This is a genomic window from Scandinavium manionii (assembly GCF_024764775.1).
GTDB lineage: Bacteria > Pseudomonadota > Gammaproteobacteria > Enterobacterales > Enterobacteriaceae > Scandinavium > Scandinavium manionii.
This window is the reverse complement of the sequence record NZ_JALIGC010000031.1, coordinates 31280-53781: the sequence shown is the minus strand read 5'-3', so window position 1 is coordinate 53781 and position 22502 is coordinate 31280. Positions and strand designations below refer to the sequence as shown.

17 protein-coding genes are annotated in these 22502 nt (G+C 53.6%); 12 read left to right on the top strand and 5 right to left on the bottom strand.

What is annotated here, in order from left to right:
- Positions 1-372: 372 nt before the first annotated feature.
- Both ppnN and queF read right to left on the bottom strand, forming a co-directional pair.
- On the bottom strand, positions 373-1737 hold the full coding sequence (ppnN, locus tag MUU51_RS02725; RefSeq protein ID WP_159773740.1) for a nucleotide 5'-monophosphate nucleosidase PpnN: 1365 nt from the start codon (positions 1735-1737) through the stop codon (positions 373-375).
- A 116-nt stretch (positions 1738-1853) separates the two neighbouring features.
- Positions 1854-2699: an NADPH-dependent 7-cyano-7-deazaguanine reductase QueF gene (gene queF / locus MUU51_RS02720; protein ID WP_258967050.1), complete on the bottom strand. Its 846-nt coding sequence runs from the start codon at positions 2697-2699 to the stop codon at positions 1854-1856.
- Positions 2700-2767: 68 nt separating this feature from the next.
- Between queF and syd the strand changes: the two genes are divergently transcribed.
- The 4 genes from syd (at position 2768) to MUU51_RS02700 (ending at position 5527) form a co-directional block, all read left to right on the top strand.
- Entirely contained in the window at positions 2768-3313 is a 546-nt protein-coding gene (gene syd / locus MUU51_RS02715) for a SecY-interacting protein (RefSeq protein ID WP_258967049.1), read from the top strand.
- Positions 3314-3955: 642 nt separating this feature from the next.
- Complete coding sequence (locus MUU51_RS02710; RefSeq protein ID WP_159773734.1) at positions 3956-4285, top strand: YqcC family protein; 330 nt, start codon at positions 3956-3958, stop codon at positions 4283-4285.
- Positions 4285-5067, top strand: a complete 783-nt coding sequence (truC, locus tag MUU51_RS02705; protein ID WP_159773732.1) for a tRNA pseudouridine(65) synthase TruC — start codon at positions 4285-4287, stop codon at positions 5065-5067. The genes MUU51_RS02710 and truC overlap by 1 nt, the downstream gene beginning before the upstream one ends.
- Positions 5068-5083: 16 nt before the next feature.
- Complete coding sequence (locus MUU51_RS02700; RefSeq protein WP_258967048.1) at positions 5084-5527, top strand: flavodoxin; 444 nt, start codon at positions 5084-5086, stop codon at positions 5525-5527.
- 90 nt (positions 5528-5617) lie between these two features.
- On the opposite strand, the gene barA is transcribed toward MUU51_RS02700, so the two are convergent.
- Positions 5618-8365, bottom strand: a complete 2748-nt coding sequence (gene barA / locus MUU51_RS02695; RefSeq protein ID WP_159773730.1) for a two-component sensor histidine kinase BarA — start codon at positions 8363-8365, stop codon at positions 5618-5620.
- A 57-nt stretch (positions 8366-8422) separates the two neighbouring features.
- Between barA and rlmD the strand changes: the two genes are divergently transcribed.
- The 6 genes from rlmD (at position 8423) to queE (ending at position 16933) form a co-directional block, all read left to right on the top strand.
- Complete coding sequence (rlmD, locus tag MUU51_RS02690; RefSeq protein WP_159773728.1) at positions 8423-9721, top strand: 23S rRNA (uracil(1939)-C(5))-methyltransferase RlmD; 1299 nt, start codon at positions 8423-8425, stop codon at positions 9719-9721.
- A gap of 51 nt (positions 9722-9772) precedes the next feature.
- A complete protein-coding gene (relA, locus tag MUU51_RS02685; protein ID WP_159773725.1) occupies positions 9773-12004 on the top strand; it encodes a GTP diphosphokinase in 2232 nt (743 codons plus the stop codon).
- An 85-nt stretch (positions 12005-12089) separates the two neighbouring features.
- On the top strand, positions 12090-12881 hold the full coding sequence (gene mazG / locus MUU51_RS02680; protein ID WP_159773723.1) for a nucleoside triphosphate pyrophosphohydrolase: 792 nt from the start codon (positions 12090-12092) through the stop codon (positions 12879-12881).
- Positions 12882-13104: 223 nt separating this feature from the next.
- Positions 13105-14742: a glutamine hydrolyzing CTP synthase gene (pyrG, locus tag MUU51_RS02675; RefSeq protein ID WP_159758308.1), complete on the top strand. Its 1638-nt coding sequence runs from the start codon at positions 13105-13107 to the stop codon at positions 14740-14742.
- Between the two features lie 80 nt (positions 14743-14822).
- The gene (gene eno, locus MUU51_RS02670; RefSeq protein ID WP_159773721.1) at positions 14823-16118 is read left to right on the top strand and encodes a phosphopyruvate hydratase; all 1296 of its coding nucleotides are present in this window, start codon (positions 14823-14825) and stop codon (positions 16116-16118) included.
- A 143-nt stretch (positions 16119-16261) separates the two neighbouring features.
- Complete coding sequence (queE, locus tag MUU51_RS02665) at positions 16262-16933, top strand: 7-carboxy-7-deazaguanine synthase QueE (RefSeq protein ID WP_159773719.1); 672 nt, start codon at positions 16262-16264, stop codon at positions 16931-16933.
- Positions 16934-16971: 38 nt separating this feature from the next.
- On the opposite strand, the gene MUU51_RS02660 is transcribed toward queE, so the two are convergent.
- The gene (locus MUU51_RS02660; protein WP_258967047.1) at positions 16972-18450 is read right to left on the bottom strand and encodes an FGGY-family carbohydrate kinase; all 1479 of its coding nucleotides are present in this window, start codon (positions 18448-18450) and stop codon (positions 16972-16974) included.
- 27 nt (positions 18451-18477) lie between these two features.
- Entirely contained in the window at positions 18478-19779 is a 1302-nt protein-coding gene (locus tag MUU51_RS02655) for an MFS transporter (protein ID WP_258967046.1), read from the bottom strand.
- Positions 19780-20123: 344 nt separating this feature from the next.
- On the opposite strand from MUU51_RS02655, the gene MUU51_RS02650 reads away from it, so the two are divergent.
- Entirely contained in the window at positions 20124-20909 is a 786-nt protein-coding gene (locus MUU51_RS02650; protein ID WP_159758298.1) for an SDR family oxidoreductase, read from the top strand.
- Positions 20910-20994: 85 nt separating this feature from the next.
- The gene (locus tag MUU51_RS02645; protein ID WP_258967045.1) at positions 20995-22449 is read left to right on the top strand and encodes an FAD-binding oxidoreductase; all 1455 of its coding nucleotides are present in this window, start codon (positions 20995-20997) and stop codon (positions 22447-22449) included.
- Positions 22450-22502 lie beyond the last annotated feature (53 nt).

The window sequence follows — 22502 nt, the reverse complement described above, 5'->3', positions numbered from 1 at the left end:
ACGGGGTTTTCTTATGATTTTTGCCCGTGATTGTTTGCGGCCGGAAAGATACATTTAAGTTATCAATGTATCAGTGATCTCGATCCCAAATGCAATAAAACACTTCCAGAAAGAAGGTTATTAGACCATCAGACTGCTTTTTTAAAATAAACGGGAATTTATGGGCGCGAAGGCTACCATCGGCAGTGTTAAACAGGAATGTTTGGCATGACTAAAGCGTATCTTTTGCTGAAAAAAGTGACGTAAACAGATGTTTAGTGCGCATTAACATAATTTAAATGAATATTTGCCGCTTAGTTCGTGGACGCAATCGATTGGCATTGGAGAAAAAAGAAGGGCGGCTATGCGCCGCCCTGGGTCAGTAAGAGAGGATCAGGAACAGATTTCGTAGCAGGGAATGTAGGCTGAGCCTGGTAGTTTCATACGATGCTGCGCGACGAAGCTTTGCAGCATGTTGTCCATCCGGCGCATCATTTCGCTGTCACCGTGAATTTTGTATGGCCCGAACTGTTCAATCGCTCGAATGCCCACTTCTTTCACGTTACCCGCCACAATGCCCGAGAAGGCGCGGCGCAAGTCAGCGGCCAGCACTTCCACTGGTTGGTCCGGATAAAGTTTCAGGTTCGCCATGTTTTCGTGTGTCGGTTCGAATGGTTGTTGCAGGTCCGGCGCGATACGGATTGACCAGTTGAAGCTGTACGCATCTCCGGTGTCGCGGCGATTCTCTTTTACCAGCGGCATCGCTTTTTTCATCTGACGCGCCACTTCGACGGCGTCATCCACAATTATGCGGTAGTGGCGGCGGGCTGCTTCACCGAGCGTATGCACGATGAAATCGTCCAGCACGCGGAAGTAGTCCGCGCTTTCTTTCGGACCTGTGAGGATAAGCGGCAGAACCTGGTTTTTGTTGGCCGGGTTCATCAGTATCCCCAGCAGGTACAGCAACTCTTCCGCAGTGCCCACGCCGCCCGGGAAGATGATTATCCCGTGGGCAAGACGCACGAATGCCTCCAGACGCTTTTCGATATCCGGCATGATGATCAGTTCGTTCACCAACGGGTTCGGTGGTTCTGCGGCGATGATCGACGGCTCGGTCATGCCGATAAAACGTCCTTCTTTGTAACGCTGCTGAGCATGGCCAACGGCGGCGCCTTTCATCGGCGCTTCCATGGCACCCGGGCCACAGCCAGTGCAGATGTTCAGTTCGCGCAGGCCAAGCTGAGTGCCGACACGGCGAGCATAGAGATATTCGTTTTCATTGATGGAGTGACCGCCCCAGCACACCACCATACTCGGCGCTTCACCGACATGCAGCGCCCGGGCGTTACGCAGGATCGAGAACACCAGGTTGGTAATGTGGGTCGAACTTTCCAGGTCGAGGTTCGGGAAGCGGACGGTATTATGGATTTGTCCGTAAACAAACAGAATATCGCGTAAGACGGCAAACAGGTTCGCCTGCAGGGAGCGGATGATGCGCCCGTCAACGAAGGCATCTTCCGGCGGATTAATCAGTTCCAGTTTTACACCGCGCTCGCGGCGCAGCACGTTGATTTCAAAACTTTCAAAGCGAGACAGCAGTTCTTTGCTGTTGTCGGTCAGACTGCCTGAGTTGAGCACTGCCAGTGAACAGTTGCGGAACAACTGATACAAATCGCTGCTGGCGTTGCTTTTCAGCATATCGACTTCCAGCTGCGACAGCATATCCATTGAGCCAAGCGGGCTAATATGTGTAATCAAGTGAACTCCTTACGGGACGAATAACGTCTTCCCTAATGATTACAATAGCCTTGCCGATCAGATTTTAACAAGAGAAAGCGCGACCGAAGCCGCGCTTTATTTTGAAATTATTTATGTTACTGGCGAACCAGGCGCCCGATGGCCGGGACGAAATCGGTATTGCTACGCCACGGGTTGATGTCGAGCCCGCCGCGACGTGTGTAACGCGCGTATACGCTGAGAGTTTCCGGCTGACAGAAGCGCTGAATGTCGTTGAAGATACGCTCGACGCACTGCTCGTGAAACTCGTTGTGATGGCGGAAAGAGACCAGGTAACGCAGCAGTTTTTCACGGTTGATTTGAGGCCCACGATACTGGATTTGCACCGAACCCCAGTCTGGCTGATGGGTAATCAGGCAGTTGGATTTCAGCAGATGGCTGACTAACGTCTCTTCTACCACTTTCCCGCTGGCGGCATCCTGCAGGTAATCGGCGCTGAATTCGTAGCTGTCGATTTCGATGTCCTGTTCGTCAATGCACGCCCCGTGGAAATGGGCAATCGGCTGACCTTCCATTTCATCTATACGGTATAATGCGACGGTGACATCGCCCTGGGCGCAATGGCGCAGGTCACGCTCCAGCGTGGCGCGAACCTCTTCCCAGTTGGCGAAGCGGGTCTGGTTGAAGCTATTCAGATACAGCTTAAAGCTTTTGGATTCCACCAGATTGATGCTGGTGTCGCTCAGCTCAACGTGGCCGACGGCAACCTGCGGTAATCCTTTTGTATTCAGCCAGGAAAGCTCGTACAGCGTCCAGATATCGCCTCCGTGGAAAGGCAGGTTACCGGCGTGCAGCCCGAGTGGATCGCGGTTCAGACTGCGTGGAACCGGCTGCAGCAGGCTGGCGTCATAAATATCGCGGTAATCAGTTGATTTACCGAGCGTAAGGCCAGACAGCGCCTGGTGGTTTTCATAAGAAGACATGTTTCACCGTCATAAAGCAGGTAGACTATGGACTGAGTTTATCCTGGTTGACCTGGAGAGAGAAAGCAGTGGATCAGCAGACCGCGAGAGCCTTACAGGCATTTACCCAACGTTATTGCGACGCATGGCGGCAGCGCCATGGCACGCAGCCGCGAAGCGAAGAGCTGCACGGCGTTCCTTCACCCTGCGTGACGTCCACCGATGATGACGCGGTCTTCTGGCAGCCTCAGCCGTTCAACCTTGAACCGACTCTGGAAGCGGTTGAAAGGGCGATGGATATTGTGGTACAACAGCCGCTTCAAACTTATTATACCAGCCAGTTTGCCGGCGACATGCCCGCAACGTTCGGCGAGCGTAAGCTTACGTTGCTGCAGGTCTGGAGCCCGGATGATTTTCAGCGAGTACAGGAAAATCTGATTGGTCACCTGGTCACGCAGAAACGCCTGAAGCTTCCACCGACGTTGTTTATTGGCACGCTCGACAGCGAACTGGATGTGGTTTCCGTCTGTAATCTCACGGGTGAAGTGGTCCTTGAGACCCTTGGTACCCGTAATCGCACCACGCTTTCTGCGTCTGTCGCGAGTTTCCTCTCCCACCTTGAGCCTCTTTTGTAATCCATATGCCTGGCGTCCTTGTGAGACATCTCTTACAAACTCTGTGAGAGATCGCCAGCGTGTAAGCCCAGGATTACCGCTTCGTCTAATACCTGTTCTATTTGTATCAAAGGTTTAGAGTTAAAAACCTTAGCTTTCATATGAAAAGAGACAGGTGTGTTGTCTTACAAGAGGCTTGTAAGACGAAGCGTAATAGAGGATTCTATACACGTCGACAGGGAGTCGCGAAACGAAACGAACATCAGGATGATGACGTTTCAGCGGGATACACCAGGATGGTGCTGCAAGGACAGGCTTCTGGATCGAAGCAAAAGGATTACGCAGGATGCGTTAACGGACACCTCCAGGATGGAGAAAGAGAACCGGTCAGGATGCCCGGCGGATCAGGAAGATCAGGACAAACTTACGGATAAGTCGAATCGCATCGGGGTGGTGCGAGCAGGATGCAATAGTTTATGGATGAACAGGTCAGGAGACCATAGGAAAAGTTTTCACGGATGAGCAGGGAGCAACAAAGGTAGCTGGATTGCTGCGAAACGAACCGGGAGCACTGTGCAAACAGTGCTCCCTTTTTTTATTTCCTCGCCACCGATGATATCCTGCGCCACAGATTTTCATTTCGACGTATTTTCCGAGGTTTTCATGACCCATCACGACCGCGTTCGCCAGCGCCTGAATGCTATTGAAGCGCAGCTGCGCGAGCATCAGCACTGGCAGGACACCGCACCTGACGCCAGCGTTTTCGAAAGCACACAACCTTTCTGCATGGATACGCTGGAGCCACTGGAGTGGCTGCAATGGGTGCTGCTTCCACGCATGCACCAGCTAATCGACAACGAGCAGCCGCTGCCGCAGAGCTTCGCCGTTGCGCCCTATTATGAAATTGCCATGGATGCGAGCCATCCTTTCCGCGCCATCATCCTGCCGGAGCTTGAGCAGCTTGATACCCTATTTGCGGGTGTGGATGACTGATGATCGAGATCCTCTATCAGGACGAATGGCTGGTCGCCGTTAATAAACCGTCAGGCTGGTTAGTTCACCGCAGTTGGCTCGATCGCGATGAAAAAGTGGTGCTCATGCAAACCGTGCGCGACCAGATTGGTCAGCATGTTTTTACCGTTCATCGTCTCGACAGACCTACGTCCGGCGTCCTGCTGATGGGGTTATCGAGCGAAGCGGGCCGTCGTCTTTCACAGCAGTTTGAGCAACACCAGATCCAGAAACGCTACCACGCCATCGTGCGCGGCTGGCTGATGGAAGAGGAATTGCTCGACTACCCGCTGGTGGAAGAACTGGACAAAATCGCGGATAAATTTGCCCGTGATGACAAAGAAGCCCAGCCTGCGGTGACGCACTATCGCGGTCTGGCGACGGTTGAAATGCCGGTGCCGACCGGGCGTTACCCGACGACGCGATACGGTCTGGTCGAGCTGGAACCGAAAACTGGCCGCAAGCATCAGCTGCGTCGCCACATGAGCCATCTGCGTCACCCGATCCTCGGCGACAGTAAGCACGGCGATTTGCGCCAGAACCGAAGTGCGGCGGAAAACTTCGGCTGCGATCGCTTAATGCTGCACGCCAGCGAATTGCACCTCACGCACCCGTTTACCGGCGAGCCACTGGTTATCCGTGCGAGCCTCGATGATGTCTGGATGCAGGCAATGTCACATTTCGGCTGGCGTGGACTTCTCCCCGACGTTGAAAGGGTTGAGTTTACGCCGGACAACGGTCAGGATGACCTCATAACTCAATGATTCAGGGAGAAAAGTAATGGCGGATGTAGGCATTTTTGTCGGCACCATGTACGGAAACGCGCTGCTGGTGGCGGAAGAAGCGCAGACGATCCTCGCGGCTCAGGGTCACAAAGCACAGGTATTTGAAGATCCTGAAGTCAGCGACTGGGAAGCTTACCAGGGGAAATATGCGCTGGTGGTCACCTCCACTACCGGCCAGGGCGACCTGCCGGACAGCATTGTGCCGCTGTATCAAGGCATTCTCGATATGTACCAGCCGCATCTGCGTTACGGTATTATCGCTCTCGGCGATAGCACCTATTCGCATTTTTGCGGTGGCGGCAAGCGCTTCGATGCGTTGTTGCAAGAGCAGGGCGCCCAGCGTATCGGCGAAATGCTGATGATCGACGCCAGTGAAGATCCTGAACCCGAAACGGTCTCCAACCCGTGGGTTGAACACTGGGCCACGCTGCTTAGCTGATCCGTTTGCCCTTCAGCCGAAGGGCAAAACGCGCCACCCATTCCTGAATCCGTGAACCAGCCCCATCCTCTTGGGCATCAGCGTACTCCGTCACCCCAGAATCAATTTTGCTTCCCTTGCCACGTTATCCATCTCGTCCAGCAGTTCTAGAAACTCCGGCTCCAGTTCGTCTGGCGCAACGCCATTGCGCAGCTGGCCTTCTATCAAATGGCAAAGATTTTTTAAACGCGGCACGCCGCTATAACCACAGCTGCCATGCAGTTTGTGAATCGCGTCCACCAAATCCTCAGGCTTCTCACCCACCAGTTGCTCTTCCACTTTGTTGCGGATTTCTGGCAGGAAATCGACCAGCATATGCAGCATGTCTCGCGCCAGATTTTGCTTATTGGCCGCCTGACGCAGCGCCAGCGACCAGTCGAGGGTGGTATTCAGATTCACCGGCGGGTGCGGCTCGTTCACTTCAGGCTGCGGAATGCTCAGCCCTGGCTTATAGCGCAGCAGCAGGTTTCGCAGTTTGCTCTCTTCGATAGGCTTCGCCAGATAGTCGTTCATCCCGGCACTCAGCAGTTTCTCCTTTTGCCCGGCCATGGCGTGGGCAGTCACCGCAATCACTGGCGTTTGCTGCTGATGTGGCAGCTGGTGTATCAGTTCGCAGGCGCGAATGCCGTCCATATCTGGCATCTGAATATCCATCAGAATCAGGTCGAACTGCATCTGTTTGGCGCGGTTAATCGCTTCCTGACCGCTGTCGCACAGCTCAACGTTTTGCACCTGATCTTCCAGAAGCGCGCCGATAAGCTTTAAGTTCGCCGGGTTATCATCTACCGCCATCACCGTCATACCCAGCCGCGCGGCCTGACCGTTGGGAACAGCCAGGGTCTGATTCACACGGCAATATTCCGTCAGCGCAGGCAGCAGGCGGGTGGAGGTTAACGGTTTTAGCAGACAAGCCGCCGCGCCGTTCTGTTTGAGCTGTTCGGCGTTCACCTGCGCGTGGCACGGTAGCGCCAGCAGCAGGAAGTCGGTCATGCGATAGGCCTGTTCGAGTTTGTCAGCGTGCAGGTTTAAATCACGCATCGATACCGGCACCGCAATCAGCAGAATATCGTAACGGTCTTCTGGTAGCGCCGAGAAGGTCGGGCTGTATACCACCTCCAGCGGCGTAGTCGCCAGAATATCCAGCGTGCACTGCGCGGCGGAGGCGTTGGCTTCGACATAGGCCAGGCGTTTCCCCGTCAGGCAGGCGGTCGTCAGGCTTTCGGATACGACGTTCGGATTGAGATCCAGATTGATGTGGAACCAGAACGTTGAACCGCGATTTGGCTGGCTGTGGAAGGAAATATCGCCACCCATTTCTTTCACTAAACGCTGGGTGATCACCAGGCCCAGGCCTGTCCCGCCGTGGCGCCGTGAAATGCTGGCATCTGCCTGGCGGAAAGCCTGGAACAGACGCGACTGATCGCGCTCAGGAATACCGATGCCGGTATCGCGGATCTGCACTTCAATTTGCACTTTGGTGTTGCTCAGCGCGCGTTTTTCTACCAGCACGTCGATGTTGCCATTTTCGGTAAATTTAATCGCGTTACCAACCAGATTGGTAATGACTTGCTGCAGTCGTAGCGGGTCGCCAATGACGTTATCCGGCACGTCGCTTTTGATGTTCAGCGTCAGCTCAAGCCCTTTATCATGAGCTGAATGAGCGAGCAGTGTCACCACTTCATCCAGCGAATTGCGCAGCGGGAACGGAATGCTTTCCAGAACCAGCTTACCGGCTTCCAGTTTAGAGAAGTCCAGCACATCGTTGATGATGGCCAGCAGGTTGTTCGCTGAGCGTTCAATGGTATTGAGGTGGTCGCGCTGGGTCGAATTGAGGTCGGTTTTGAGCGTCAGTCGGGTAAACCCAATCACGCCGTTGAGCGGGGTACGCAGTTCGTGTGACATGTTGGCGAGGAATTCAGATTTAATACGTGCCGCTTCCTGGGCGCGTTTCTTCGCCAAATCCAGTTCGACGTTCTGAATTTCCATCTGCTCAAGAGTTTCCCGCAGATCGGACGTGGCCTGGTCGACGTTGTGCTGCATCTCTTCGTGATAGGCCGCCAGCGACATCGCCATCGAGTTGATGCCATTCTTGAGCATATCGAGTTCGCCGAGCATGAAGCCTTCCACACGACTGTCGAGCTGGCCACGACGAATGCGGTCAACGGTATTCACCATGTTGCGAATCGGGCCGGTGACGTCGCGCATCAGACGCCAGCCGAAAATCAGCGCAATGCCGATACAGAACAGCATCATTACGCTGGAGATGAAAATCTCTTTGTATTGTTGCAGCCGCACGGACCGCAGATCGAGTTCCAGCGCTACGTAGCCGAGCGTATTGATCGGCGTTTTAGCTTCCGAATTCGGCGATTCATCCGGGGAATAACTTTCGGACACAATTGGCGTACGCAGGATCATCGTATCGCCGCTGCGCGAGACGCTGAGGCGGTTCGGGAGCGGCGCGCCTTTCGGCAGCTGCAATTCACTCGGGTCAAGATGGTAGTTGGAGGTAACGAACAGTCTGTTGTGCTCGTCATACACCGAAATTGCCCGCACGATGTCAGAATGGCGGCGATGCAGGACGCTGATTAGCTGTCCTATTGACTCACGGTTTTGTAAGTTCATGACATATTCACTGGAGACCGCGAGCGGCTCAATGATGCTGGCCCCGGCGTCTTCCAACTGACGCTGCAGATCATGATAGCGGTGAACGACAAAGAAGATGCTGAGCAGCAAACCGATCAGGACGGTCGGGGCCAGGATCAGGATCATCATGCGAGCGCGCAGGCTGTAGTTGGTCATGGAGGTCCGTTATGGGAGAATCAGGGTTAACATACTTCGTTTGAGAAAAATCTCTGAATGGCGCAATTCTACTCTGCAAAACGCCGCGTGACGACGCGCGAGATCATAACCGTGACGGTGAGCGACCTTGACCCTTTCGGCCAGGGGGTAGCGCACCATAACGGGAAAACACTGTTTATCAACGGCTTGCTGCCCGATGAGGGCGCGGAAATTCGCATCACCGAAGATAAAAAACAGTATGCGCGCGGACAGGTAAAACGTCGACTGAACGACAGCCCGGAACGCGAAAAGCCGCGCTGCCCGCATTTTGGCGTATGCGGTGGGTGCCAGCAGCAACATGCCAGCGTGGCACTGCAACAGCGCAGCAAGCAGGCGGCGCTGGCACGTATGATGAAACATGACGTGGATGATGTACTCTCGGCGACGCCGTGGGGCTACCGCCGTCGTGCACGTCTAAGCGTGAATTATCAACCGAAGACCCAGCATTTGCAGATGGGTTTTCGTAAGGCTGGCTCGAACGATATCGTCGAGGTCACGCAATGCCCTGTGCTGGTGCCCACTCTTGAGGCACTGCTGCCTGCACTGCGCGACTGCCTGGCATCGCTTTCGGCTGTTCGTCATTTAGGGCACGTGGAATTGGTGCAGGCTGATAACGGTCCGCTGATGGTGTTGCGCCATACCGCGCCACTTTCGGCGGCCGATAAAGCAAAACTGGAACAGTTTTCGCATTCACACCAGCTGGCCCTGTGGCTGGCACCGCAAAGTGATAGCGTTGAACACGTTAACGGTGAATTGCCCTGGTACAGTTCAGACGGGCTACGCTTAACGTTCAGTCCGCGCGATTTTATTCAGGTCAACGACGGCGTGAATCAGCGGATGGTTGAAACGGCGCTGGCGTGGCTTGATGTTCAGCCCCAGGACCGCGTTTTGGATCTGTTTTGCGGGATGGGCAACTTTACGCTGCCGCTAGCAAAACGCGCGGCAAGCGTGGTGGGCGTGGAAGGCGTGCCCGAGCTGGTTGAGAAAGGCCAGCAGAACGCAGTACAGAATAACCTGCACAATGTGACCTTCTTCCACGAAAATCTTGAAGAAGACGTCATCCAGCAGGCCTGGGCGCAAAACGGTTTTGACAAAATTTTACTCGATCCTGCGCGCGCGGGCGCACCGGGCGTGATGCAGCATGTCGTAAAATTAGCCCCCGCACGGGTGGTGTATGTATCCTGTAATCCGGCGACGCTGGCGCGTGATAGCGAAGTGCTGCTGGCGGCGGGCTATCAAATTCAGCGTCTGGCAATGCTGGACATGTTCCCGCACACTGGGCACCTGGAGTCGATGGTGCTGTTCGAGCACAAATAATGAATCAAGGCTTGTCGAATCCGACAGGCCCCGTCCCTAAAGGAGAGGACAATGGTTGCGGTACGCAGTGCACATCTCAATAAAGCTGGTGAGTTTGATCCAGTTAAATGGATAGCAAGCCTGGGAATTTCCAGCCAGCAGTCGTGTGAACGCTTAGCCGAGACATGGACCTATTGTCGCGAACAAACCCTTGATCATCCTGATGCCGGGCTGCTGCTGTGGCGCGGCGTTGAGATGGTTGAAATCCTCTCCATGCTGAACATGGATATCGATTCACTGCGGGCGGCGCTGTTGTTCCCGCTGGTGGTGAGCGACGTGGTCAGCGAAGAAAAGCTGGAAGAGAGCGCCGGTAAATCTATCGTCACGCTTATCCACGGCGTGCGCGATATGGCCGCCATTCGCCAGCTGAAAGCCACCCATAACGATTCCGTCTCTTCAGAACAGGTCGATAACGTTCGCCGCATGCTGCTGGCGATGGTTGACGATTTCCGCTGCGTGGTCATCAAGCTCGCCGAGCGTATTGCGCACCTGCGTGAAGTGAAAGATGCGCCGGAAGATGAACGCGTGCTGGCGGCGAAAGAATGTACCAACATCTACGCCCCACTGGCCAACCGACTCGGTATTGGTCAGTTGAAATGGGAGCTGGAAGATTACTGCTTCCGCTATCTGCATCCCGCGGAATACAAGCGCATTGCCAAGCTGCTGCACGAACGCCGTATCGATCGCGAACATTACATCGATGAGTTCGTCGGCACGCTGCGTGCCTCAATCAAGGAAGAGGGCGTGAAGGCGGAAGTGTACGGCCGACCGAAACACATCTACAGCATCTGGCGCAAAATGCAGAAGAAGCATCTGGCGTTTGACGAGCTGTTCGATGTGCGCGCGGTGCGTATCGTCGCCGAACGTTTGCAGGACTGCTACGCGGCGCTGGGCATCGTCCATACCCTTTTCCGCCATCTGCCAGATGAGTTCGACGATTACGTGGCGAACCCGAAACCGAACGGCTATCAGTCGATTCACACCGTGGTGTTAGGCCCCGATGGGAAAACGGTGGAGATTCAAATCCGTACGCGTCAGATGCATGAAGAGTCTGAGCTTGGCGTGGCGGCGCACTGGAAATACAAAGAGGGCGCGGCGTCCAGCGGCGCGCGCGGTCACGAAGACCGTATTGCCTGGCTGCGTAAGCTGATTGCGTGGCAGGAAGAGATGGCCGATTCAGGCGAAATGCTCGACGAACTGCGCAGCCAGGTGTTCGACGACCGGGTTTACGTATTTACCCCGAAAGGTGACGTGGTTGACCTGCCTGCAGGCTCCACGCCGCTCGACTTTGCCTACCACATCCACAGCGATGTGGGGCACCGCTGCATCGGTGCGAAAATCGGCGGTCGCATCGTGCCGTTTACCTATCAGTTGCAGATGGGCGATCAGATTGAAATCATCACACAGAAGCAACCGAACCCAAGCCGCGACTGGCTGAACCCGAACCTGGGCTACGTCACGACCAGCCGCGGACGTTCAAAAATTCACGCCTGGTTCCGCAAGCAGGATCGCGACAAAAACATCCTCGCCGGACGTCAGATCCTCGACGACGAACTGGCGCATCTCGGGATCAGCCTGAAGGAAGCAGAAAAGCAGCTGCTGCCGCGCTATAACTTCAACGATCTCGACGAACTGCTGGCGGCCATTGGCGGCGGCGATATTCGTCTCAACCAGATGGTGAACTTCCTGCAGTCGCAGTTTAACAAGCCGAGTGCCGCCGAACAGGATGCCGCCGCGCTGAAGCAACTGCAGCAGAAAACCTACAATCCGCACAGCCGTAAAAAAGATGACGGTCGCGTAGTGGTGGAAGGCGTCGGTAATCTGATGCATCACATTGCGCGCTGCTGCCAGCCCATTCCTGGCGACGAGATTATCGGCTTCATCACCCAGGGCCGCGGGATTTCCGTGCACCGTGCCGACTGCGATCAGCTGGTGGAACTGCAATCCCACGCGCCGGAGCGCATCGTTGATGCGGTCTGGGGGGAAAGCTATTCCTCAGGCTATTCGCTGGTGGTGCGCGTGCAGGCCAACGACCGCAGCGGTCTGCTGCGTGATATCACCACCATCCTCGCCAACGAGAAGGTCAACGTACTTGGCGTGGCGAGTCGCAGCGACACCAAACAACAGCTCGCCACCATCGACATGACCATCGAAATCTACAACCTGCAGGTGCTGGGCCGCGTGCTTGGCAAACTGAACCAGGTACCGGACGTGATCGACGCGCGTCGTTTGCACGGCGGTTAATTTTCTCTGCAATCAGCGCCGCCGGACGCCGTACAAAATGTCCGGCGGCGCGTTTTTTTCCGGACCTACTTTTCAAGGACTTACCATGACTCAAATCGACCGCCTGCTCGGCATCATGAAACGCCTGCGTGACCCGGAAACCGGCTGTCCGTGGGACAAAGAGCAGACTTTCGCGACTATCGCGCCTTACACCCTCGAAGAAACCTACGAAGTGCTGGATGCCATCAGCCGTGAAGATTTTGAAGATCTACGTGGTGAGCTCGGCGACCTGCTGTTTCAGGTGGTGTTTTATGCGCAAATGGCACAGGAAGAAGGGCGCTTTGATTTTAACGATATCTGTGCCGCCATCAGCGACAAGCTGGAGCGCCGTCATCCACACATTTTTGCGGATGCCACCGCCGCGAACAGCACTGAAGTGCTGACGCGTTGGGAGCAAATCAAAACCGCCGAGCGTGCGGAGAAATCGCAGCATTCAGCTCTCGACGACATCCCGCACAGCCTGCCTGCGTTGATGCGTTCCCATAAAATCCAGAAACGCGTGTCGACGGTCGGTTTTGACTGGACAACGCTGGGCCCGGTACTCGACAAAGTCTATGAAGAAATCGACGAAGTGATGCATGAAGCTAAACAGGCTGTGGTCGACGAAGCAAAGGTCGAAGAGGAAATGGGCGATCTGCTGTTTGCGACGGTCAATTTATCGCGTCATTTAGGGGTCAAAGCTGAAGTTGCGCTGCAAAAAGCGAACCTCAAATTTGAGCGTCGTTTCCGCGAAGTGGAAAGGATTGTTGCTGAGCGAGGCCTTGAAATGACCGGGATCGACCTGGAAGTGATGGAAAGTGTATGGCAAGAGGTAAAACGGCAGGAATCTGATCTCTAACAGTTTTTTGCGATCAAGCGCGATTTGTGTGATTTTTAAAATGACAAGCGCTTGATTTACGTCAAAAACATTTACGCAAAAGGGGCTATTTTCTCACTCCTTATGTTTGTCTGAGCCTGGAATGGAGACGGAGAATGAATGTTTGTGGCACTCGCCGTGTTCGGGTATACTACTTTCCCGTCTTGGTTATTCCATCATTCCAACCTAACTTCTCAGGTTCAGCATGACAACGAACTATATTTTTGTGACCGGCGGGGTCGTATCCTCTCTGGGTAAAGGCATTGCAGCCGCATCCCTCGCAGCTATTCTCGAAGCCCGTGGCCTTAACGTGACCATGATGAAACTGGATCCGTATATCAACGTCGATCCGGGGACCATGAGTCCTATCCAACACGGGGAAGTGTTCGTTACTGAAGACGGCGCTGAAACCGACCTGGACCTGGGCCACTACGAGCGTTTCATTCGCACTAAAATGACGCGTCGTAACAACTTCACTACTGGTCGTATTTACTCTGACGTTCTGCGTAAAGAGCGCCGGGGTGATTATCTGGGCGCAACCGTCCAGGTTATTCCGCACATCACTAACGCCATTAAAGAGCGTGTCATCGCCGGGGCCGAAGGCCACGACGTGGTGCTGGTTGAAGTCGGTGGTACCGTCGGTGATATTGAATCACTGCCGTTCCTCGAAGCGATTCGCCAGCTGGCGGTTGAAGTCGGCCGTGAAAACACGCTGTTTATGCACCTGACCCTGGTGCCATACATGGCCGCTGCGGGTGAAGTGAAAACCAAACCGACTCAGCACTCTGTAAAAGAGCTGCTCTCCATCGGTATTCAGCCGGATATTCTGATTTGTCGCTCCGATCGTGCCGTTCCGGCCAACGAACGTGCGAAAATCGCTTTGTTCTGTAACGTTCCAGAAAAGGCTGTTATTTCTCTGAAAGACGTCGATTCCATTTATAAAATCCCGGGCCTGTTGAAATCACAGGGTCTGGACGATTATATTTGTAAACGATTCAGCTTGAACTGTCCGGAAGCTAATCTGTCAGAATGGGAACAGGTTATCTACGAAGAAGCTAACCCGGCAGGCGAAGTGACTATCGGTATGGTCGGCAAGTACATTGAACTGCCGGACGCCTATAAGTCAGTTATCGAAGCGCTGAAACACGGTGGCCTGAAAAACCGCGTTACCGTCAACATCAAGCTTATCGATTCGCAAGATGTTGAAACACGTGGTGTCGAAATTCTGAAAGGTCTTGATGCTATTCTGATCCCTGGCGGCTTCGGCTACCGTGGTGTTGAAGGCAAAATCGCCACCGCACGCTTTGCGCGTGAAAACAATATTCCTTATCTGGGCATCTGCCTGGGTATGCAGGTTGCGTTGATCGAGTTCGCTCGTAACGTAGTCGGGATGGAAAACGCCAACTCGACGGAATTTGTGCCAGACTGTAAGTACCCGGTTGTGGCCCTTATCACCGAATGGCGTGATGAAAACGGGAATGTCGAAGTGCGTACTGAGAAAAGCGATCTCGGCGGCACAATGCGTCTGGGGGCTCAGGCCTGCCAGCTCAGCGACGACAGCCTGGTTCGCAAGATGTACGGCGATGAGACCATCACCGAGCGTCACCGTCACCGCTATGAAGTCAACAATATGCTGTTGAAACAGATTGAAGCTGCGGGTCTGCGTATTGCAGGCCGTTCCGGGGATGATCAGTTGGTCGAGATCATCGAGGTTCCGAACCACCCATGGTTCGTTGCCTGTCAGTTCCATCCGGAGTTTACTTCTACGCCGCGTGATGGGCATCCGCTGTTTGCAGGCTTCGTGAAAGCCGCTAGCGAGTATCAGAAGCGTCAGGCGAAGTAAAAAAGTTAGAACGGCAGCGCCCCTGATTTGGGGCGTTGTTTGTCTGGAGTTTTAGTTTAACTTGTACTGAGGAAAACCTAATGTCCAAAATCGTTAAAGTCATCGGTCGTGAAATCATCGACTCCCGTGGTAACCCGACTGTTGAAGCCGAAGTACACCTGGAAGGTGGTTTCGTCGGTATGGCAGCTGCGCCATCAGGTGCATCTACTGGTTCCCGCGAAGCTCTGGAGCTGCGCGATGGTGACAAATCCCGTTTCATGGGTAAAGGCGTACTGAAAGCTGTTGGTGCTGTAAACGGCCCAATCGCTCAGGCTATCCTTGGCAAAGATGCCAAAGATCAGGCTGGCATCGACAAGATCATGATCGATCTGGACGGTACTGAAAACAAATCTAACTTCGGCGCTAACGCGATCCTGGCTGTGTCTCTGGCTAACGCCAAAGCTGCTGCAGCTTCTAAAGGTCAGCCGCTGTTCGAACACATCGCTGAACTGAACGGCACCCCAGGCAAATACTCCATGCCGGTTCCGATGATGAACATCATCAACGGTGGTGAGCACGCAGACAACAACGTTGATATTCAGGAATTCATGATTCAGCCAGTTGGCGCGAAATCCCTGAAAGAAGCCGTTCGTATGGGTTCCGAAGTGTTCCATAACCTGGCTAAAGTTCTGAAAGCTAAAGGTATGAACACTGCAGTTGGTGACGAAGGTGGCTATGCGCCAAACCTGGGTTCCAACGCTGAAGCACTGGCTGTAATCGCTGAAGCAGTTAAAGCAGCGGGCTACGAGCTGGGCAAAGACATCACTCTGGCGATGGACTGTGCTGCTTCTGAATTCTACAAAGACGGTAAATACGTTCTGGCTGGCGAAGGCAACAAAGCTTTCACCTCCGAAGAATTCACCCACTTCCTGGAAGATCTGACCAAGCAGTATCCGATCGTTTCCATCGAAGATGGTCTGGACGAATCTGATTGGGATGGTTTCGCATACCAGACCAAAGTGCTGGGCGACAAAATCCAGCTGGTTGGTGACGATCTGTTCGTAACCAACACCAAGATCCTGAAAGAAGGCATCGACAAAGGCATCGTTAACTCCATCCTGATCAAATTCAACCAGATCGGTTCCCTGACCGAAACTCTGGCTGCAATCAAGATGGCTAAAGACGCTGGCTACACTGCAGTTATCTCTCACCGTTCCGGTGAAACTGAAGATGCAACCATCGCTGACCTGGCGGTGGGTACTGCTGCAGGCCAGATCAAAACCGGTTCCATGAGCCGTTCTGACCGTGTTGCTAAATACAACCAGCTGATTCGTATCGAAGAAGCACTGGGCGAAAAAGCACCGTACAACGGTCTGAAAGAGATCAAAGGTCAGTAATTCATTACTGTCGCTTTACTCTAATAAAACCCGCTTCGGCGGGTTTTTTTATTGCCTGGAAAACGCGGCGGGGCAGCTGCTTGTCTCGCCGTGGCGCGCCAAATCTGCGATACTTACTCTTTACTCCCTTCTTAGAGATGACTATGCAGTACCCGATTAACGAAATGTTCCAGACCCTGCAAGGCGAGGGTTACTTCACCGGCGTTCCCGCCATTTTTATTCGACTGCAGGGATGCCCGGTTGGCTGTGCGTGGTGTGATACCAAACATACCTGGGACATGCTTGAAGATCGGGAAGTGTCTCTGTTCAGCATTCTGGCGAAAACCAAAGAGAGTGACAAATGGGGCGCCGGTACGCCGGAAGACTTGCTGACCGCTATCACCCGTCAGGGCTGGACCGCGCGTCATGTGGTGATCACTGGCGGCGAGCCGTGCATTCACGACTTAACGCCGCTGACGTCGCTGCTCGAGCATAATGGCTATAGCTGCCAGATTGAAACCAGCGGCACCCATGAGGTGCGTTGTTCACACGCGACCTGGGTTACGGTGTCGCCGAAGGTGAATATGCGGGGTGGATACGAAGTGCTGTCCCAGGCGCTGCATCGCGCTGACGAGATTAAACACCCGGTTGGCCGCGTGCGCGACATCGAAGCGCTGGACGAACTGCTGGAGACCCTGAGTGACGATAAGCAGCGCGTTATCGCCCTGCAGCCCATCAGCCAGAAAGATGACGCGACGCGTCTGTGCATTGAAACCTGTATCGCGCGCAACTGGCGTTTGTCGATGCAGACCCACAAATACCTCAATATCGCCTGACAAAAAACGCCGGGTTTTGCCCGGCGCTTTTGCCTTCTTTACGCGTTCGACCAACTCTGAATGGCATCGACCTTATCCAGCTTGCCATGAAACACCGCGTACGATTTTTTCAGAATAGGATCGGTGTGTTGAGTCAGTTCTTGAAAGATGCCTTTATTCATCGCTTCGTAACGTGCAGCATGCGCGGCGACCGGCGTAAACACATCTTTGACCCGCACCATATTTTCGACCGCCTGCTGATAAGACGAATACAGCCCCAGACCTACCGCCGTATTGATAGCCGCTCCAAGGCTGGCACAGCCGTTAATCACGTTGCGTTTGGTGGGTAGGTTAAAAACGTCAGCAAAAATCTGCATAAACAAATCGCTGTTTGAGCCGCCGCCGGTGATGATCACCTGCTTCGCAACATGTTGACGTTCGTGACACATATTGTCGTAGTTGTTTTTCAGCGTCAGGGCGATGCTTTCCAGAATCGAGCGATAAATCCACGCGTAATCCATGGTGGCGTTAAAGCCTATCATGATCCCGCGTTTGTACGGCTCCCACGGGTTGGTCAGCCAGTCGAGGACGGTCATCAGGCCGTCGCAGCCCGGCGGTACGTGGCAGGCTTTCTGGTTGAGTAAATCTTCCGGCGAAATACCCTGCGAATGAGCATCCTGAATCAGCGAGTCGCCGAGCATGTCGCGCAGCCAGCTCACCGTCCACATCCCTTTGCGAATGCCGTAGCCCTCATACAGCAGGGTTTCCGGAATCGACGACATAATCGGCCAGTACGCCTGCGGGTCTTTCGGTAGCGCTTTGCCGTTCATCATCAGCGCGATATAGGTACCTAATGAAATCACCGCGGTTTCATCATCCAGCAGGCCCGCGCCGAGTGCTTCTACCGCCTTATCGCTGGTGCTGCACACCACCGGAAGACCCTGTGGGAAGCCGGTCAGTCTTGCGGCTTCGGCGGTGATGTGGCCCAGAACCGTGCCCGGCATTTGCACATCAAACAGCATTTCACGCGGGATATTAAATTTCTCAAATACCGCTTTGTCGTCGCTCCAGTCCCAGGTTTTATAATCAACCGGCCACTGGCCAAAGTAATTGGCTATATTGTCTTTGCGTTCGCCGGTTAAGCGGTGCGAGAGATAGCCGGAAAACGATGTCACATAGGCTACATCTTTCTGCGTGTGCTCATAAGGACGCGTCACCCTCGCATCCTGCCAGCTAATTAGCTGCGCGGCAGGCGTGCCATCGGCTTTTAACAGCGCGCGACAGCAGCGAATCGATCCGAGCCCAATGCCGACAATCTCTTCGGGCTTACCGCCAAACTGGCGCATCAAATCTTTCCCGGCCGCGCACAGTGAGGTCCAGAGGTCATCGTCAGGATGCTCAACAGTATCGGCATCCGGAGTAAACATAGGCTGCAGCAGGCCTTTGCCTTCGCACACCACGTTCCCCTTGAGGTCGTACATCACTACCTTCGTACTCTGACTCCCGCCATCAATTCCAATGATGTATTGCTTAGACATTGTCCTTCTCCTTTAACATTGCCACCGTCACTTGCCAGCCATTTCGGTTGTCAGCGACAGTACGTTTTCGGGCTCACGGCTCACGGCACGGATTTTCCTGAACAACAGGAAAGTAAAGACGATGACCAGACACACCGCGGCCAGGCCCATTAGCCACATATTGCGATAGGCCTCGGCGGCGGGCAGGGTATCCTGCCAATGACCGACGATAGGGTACACAAAGACATCCGGCAGGAAGCCAACCACCGAGCAAATCCCGACAGTAGTGCCCATAATGAACGTCGGTGTCCTCGCTTCACCCGGGCAGGCGAAATAGAGTCCACGCGAGGCGTAGCAAGTAAAAGCCAGCAGCAAAATAAGGCCAATTCCGACTGCCACCGACTGCGGATTGTTGTTGGTCGTCAGCAATGCCAGCAGCGTCAGGGCGCTAACCACTGACAGGATCTGGATGACGCGCGTCGGCGATTTCACCCGGCTGTAGGTGGTAATGATCCCGCCCAACGGGCCGCAAAAAGCGCGGAAAATTTTATTGATGACGATCCCCATATAGCTCGCCGCCACCAGCGTCATGCCGTACATTTCGGTCAGGTAGTTAGTGGAATAACTGAGGATCGCGTAGATGGTGTAGACGCCGAAGATGATCATGCTGCAATACCAGGTGGTGCTGATGCGCAGCACGGAAAGGATATCGCTGAGCTGGAAGGCTTTTTTCTGCGGTGATGATGCAGAAACGCCTTTTTCCACGCCGTCAGTGACGAAGAACCAGCACAGGATCCCCAGCAGAATATAGACCACGCTGTAAATCAGAATCACCGTCTTCAGGCTGTTCGGGTCGTCCGCCGCAAAGCGAGAAAAGGCCCACATTGTGAACACTGCCAGCGACATCACGCCGACGCCACGCAGACCTTCCATCCAGCCCATGATCTTACCTTGTTCACTGCAGTCACCGAGCATCGACGCGGCTTTGATCGACACCGACCACAGCATCAAAATGGTGGTAATGGCGAATGCCACCTGTATCAGCAGCATCATCCACAGCGGCGGGTAGGTCGCCATCACCAGGCCAAGCAGGCCGGTGATAATCATCGCTGAGGTAATCATTTTTCGATGTGAAAATTTGTCGGCAATAATCCCGCTTGGGGCATAAAGAATAATTGCGGTTATTCCGAAAGTACTCATTATTAGCCCGATTTCTGTATTGCTAAATCCCATAAATTTTGCCATGGGTATTTGATAGATATAGCGTAAATAGGCAAGATCAAAACTCACGCCACCGCTAAAACTAATAATGGTAAGCGTTATCCAACGGCGCCAGGATGATTGTTGCATAGCACTCTCTCGTATGATTAAGGCTTGTTAGCTGGATGAAAAAAAGACAAAAAAAAGAGAAAAGTAAGCCGCCCTTTCAGGTGGATTACTTTTCTCATGGTCTCTAGTAATTGGTATAACAAATAACATGGATGCGCCGATACGAGTGTGAGAATAATCACGCTTCTCACTATTTATTATTTTATCAGATGAATACCATCTCTGTGATTTTCGTCACATTTGTACCTTGAGGGCTGTGCTAAAAATCATCTCCAGTTACCAGAGAATATGAGAAAGGTGACTTCCCTCCAGTTGGGGGGAAGTCACCTTTCTTTTTTTTTGCCTAAAGGATTATGGAGCCAAATATGTCTATTGAGTCACTTAACGCATTTTCCATGGATTTCTTCTCCCTGAAGGGAAAAACCGCTATCGTCACCGGTGGCAACAGCGGGCTGGGCCAGGCATTCGCCATGGCACTGGCAAAAGCTGGCGCAAATTTGTTTATCCCAAGCTTCATTAAAGACAACGGCGAAACCCGAGAACTGATTGAACAGCAGGGCGTGCAGGTTGAGTTTATGCAGGTGGATATCACCGCTGAAGGCGCGCCGCGCAAGATTATCGCCGCTTGTTGCGAACGCTTTGGCACAGTGGACATTCTGGTGAACAATGCCGGGATCTGTAAGCTGAACAAAGTACTGGATTTTGGCCGTGCCGATTGGGACCCGATGATCGATGTCAACCTGACGGCGGCGTTTGAATTAAGCCATGAAGCGGCAAAAATCATGATCCCGCAAAAGCACGGGAAAATTATTAATATCTGTTCATTATTTTCTTATTTGGGTGGTCAATGGTCACCTGCATATTCTGCAACCAAACATGCGCTGGCGGGCTTCACTAAAGCCTATTGCGATGAATTGGGTCAATACAATATTCAGGTCAACGGTATCGCACCGGGTTATTACGCCACGGAAATAACGACCGCAACCCGCAGTAATCCCGAAACGAATCAGCGCGTATTAGATCATATTCCCGCCAATCGTTGGGGAGATACCCAGGATTTAATGGGGGCAATGGTTTATTTGTCCAGTCGCGCATCTGATTACGTCAATGGGCATTTATTAGTCGTCGATGGTGGATATCTGGTCCGCTAACTTATCAGCAAAGCTTAACGAAATTGTCCTGCTTAATTAGGTGGTTTCTGCTGTTTCTTTACGTTTAAATCAGAAAGGAAATGCTATGTCTTTATCCCGCGAAGCAATTGTTGAACAGATCAAAGAGATCGTTGGCCCTGAGCGAGTGGTCACCGACGAGAACGTGCTGAAGAAAAACAGCGTCGATCGTTTCAGAAAATATGCTGATATTCACGATGTGTTCACACTGCCACTGCCTGCGGCGGTGGTCAAACTGGGTTCAACCCAGCAGGTGTCGCAGGTACTGTCGTTTATGAATCAGCACAAGATCAACGGCGTACCACGCACCGGGGCTTCCGCGACGGAAGGCGGACTGGAAACGGTGGTCAAAAATTCGCTGGTACTCGACGGTTCCGGGATGAACAACATCATCGATATTGATATCGAAAACATGCAGGCCACCGCGCAGTGTGGCGTGCCGCTGGAAGTGCTGGAAAACGCCCTGCGCGCCAAAGGTTACACCACCGGTCATTCTCCGCAGTCCAAGCCACTGGCGCAAATGGGCGGCCTGGTGGCGACCCGCAGTATCGGCCAGTTTTCTACTTTGTACGGGGCGATTGAAGACATGGTGGTCGGGCTCGAAGCCGTACTGCCGGATGGCACCATCACCCGCATCAAAAACGTGCCGCGCCGTGCAGCCGGGCCAGACATTCGTCACATCATCATTGGGAACGAAGGTGCACTGTGTTACATCACCGAAGTGACCGTGAAAATCTTCAAATTCACGCCAGAAAACAATCTGTTCTACGGCTACATTCTTGATGAGATGAAAACCGGCTTTGAGATCCTCCGCGAAGTGATGGTGGAAGGATATCGTCCGTCGATAGCCCGCCTGTATGACGCCGAGGATGGTACTCAGCACTTCACCCATTTTGCCGAAGGCAAATGTGTGATGATCTTCATGGCTGAAGGTAACCCGCGTATGGCGCGCGCTACCGGGGAAGGTATCGCCGAGATTGTGGCCCGCTATCCGCAGTGCACTCGCGTAGACAGCAAACTCATCGAAAACTGGTTCAATCACCTCAACTGGGGTCCGGAGAAAGTCGCCGCTGAACGCCAGCAGATCCTGAAAACCGGCAACATGGGATTTACCACTGAAGTCTCCGGCGACTGGAGCAGTATCAACCAGATTTACGAGCGCGTTATCCACCGTATCCGCAGCGAGTTCCCGCACGCGGATGACATCACCATGCTCGGTGGTCACTCGTCTCATAGCTACATCAATGGCACCAACATGTACTTCGTATACGACTACAACGTGGTGGACTGCAAGCCAGAAGACGAAATCGACAAGTACCACAACCCGCTAAACAAAATCATCTGTGAAGAGACCATCCGCCTCGGCGGTTCGATGGTGCATCACCACGGGATCGGTAAACACCGCGTGCACTGGAGTAAAGCGGAGCACGGCACCGCATGGACGCTGCTGGAAGGGCTGAAAAAACAGTTCGATCCGAACGGCATCATGAATACCGGAACTATCTATCCGATTGAAAAATAACGGCTATGACGGCTTCTCCTCCGGGGGGGCCGTTCTTTTCCTGAAGGGGGAGC

Excerpts from the sequence above, each read along its gene's own strand:
- queF (WP_258967050.1), bottom strand. The coding sequence starts at position 2,699 with ATGTCTTCTTATGAAAACCACCAGGCGCTGTCTGGCCTTACGCTCGGT.
- MUU51_RS02710 (WP_159773734.1), top strand. The coding sequence starts at position 3,956 with ATGACCCATCACGACCGCGTTCGCCAGCGCCTGAATGCTATTGAAGCG.
- truC (WP_159773732.1), top strand. The coding sequence starts at position 4,285 with ATGATCGAGATCCTCTATCAGGACGAATGGCTGGTCGCCGTTAATAAA.
- MUU51_RS02700 (WP_258967048.1), top strand. The coding sequence starts at position 5,084 with ATGGCGGATGTAGGCATTTTTGTCGGCACCATGTACGGAAACGCGCTG.
- barA (WP_159773730.1), bottom strand. The coding sequence starts at position 8,365 with ATGACCAACTACAGCCTGCGCGCTCGCATGATGATCCTGATCCTGGCC.
- rlmD (WP_159773728.1), top strand. The coding sequence starts at position 8,423 with ATGGCGCAATTCTACTCTGCAAAACGCCGCGTGACGACGCGCGAGATC.
- relA (WP_159773725.1), top strand. The coding sequence starts at position 9,773 with ATGGTTGCGGTACGCAGTGCACATCTCAATAAAGCTGGTGAGTTTGAT.
- mazG (WP_159773723.1), top strand. The coding sequence starts at position 12,090 with ATGACTCAAATCGACCGCCTGCTCGGCATCATGAAACGCCTGCGTGAC.
- pyrG (WP_159758308.1), top strand. The coding sequence starts at position 13,105 with ATGACAACGAACTATATTTTTGTGACCGGCGGGGTCGTATCCTCTCTG.
- eno (WP_159773721.1), top strand. The coding sequence starts at position 14,823 with ATGTCCAAAATCGTTAAAGTCATCGGTCGTGAAATCATCGACTCCCGT.
- queE (WP_159773719.1), top strand. The coding sequence starts at position 16,262 with ATGCAGTACCCGATTAACGAAATGTTCCAGACCCTGCAAGGCGAGGGT.
- MUU51_RS02660 (WP_258967047.1), bottom strand. The coding sequence starts at position 18,450 with ATGTCTAAGCAATACATCATTGGAATTGATGGCGGGAGTCAGAGTACG.
- MUU51_RS02655 (WP_258967046.1), bottom strand. The coding sequence starts at position 19,779 with ATGCAACAATCATCCTGGCGCCGTTGGATAACGCTTACCATTATTAGT.
- MUU51_RS02650 (WP_159758298.1), top strand. The coding sequence starts at position 20,124 with ATGTCTATTGAGTCACTTAACGCATTTTCCATGGATTTCTTCTCCCTG.
- MUU51_RS02645 (WP_258967045.1), top strand. The coding sequence starts at position 20,995 with ATGTCTTTATCCCGCGAAGCAATTGTTGAACAGATCAAAGAGATCGTT.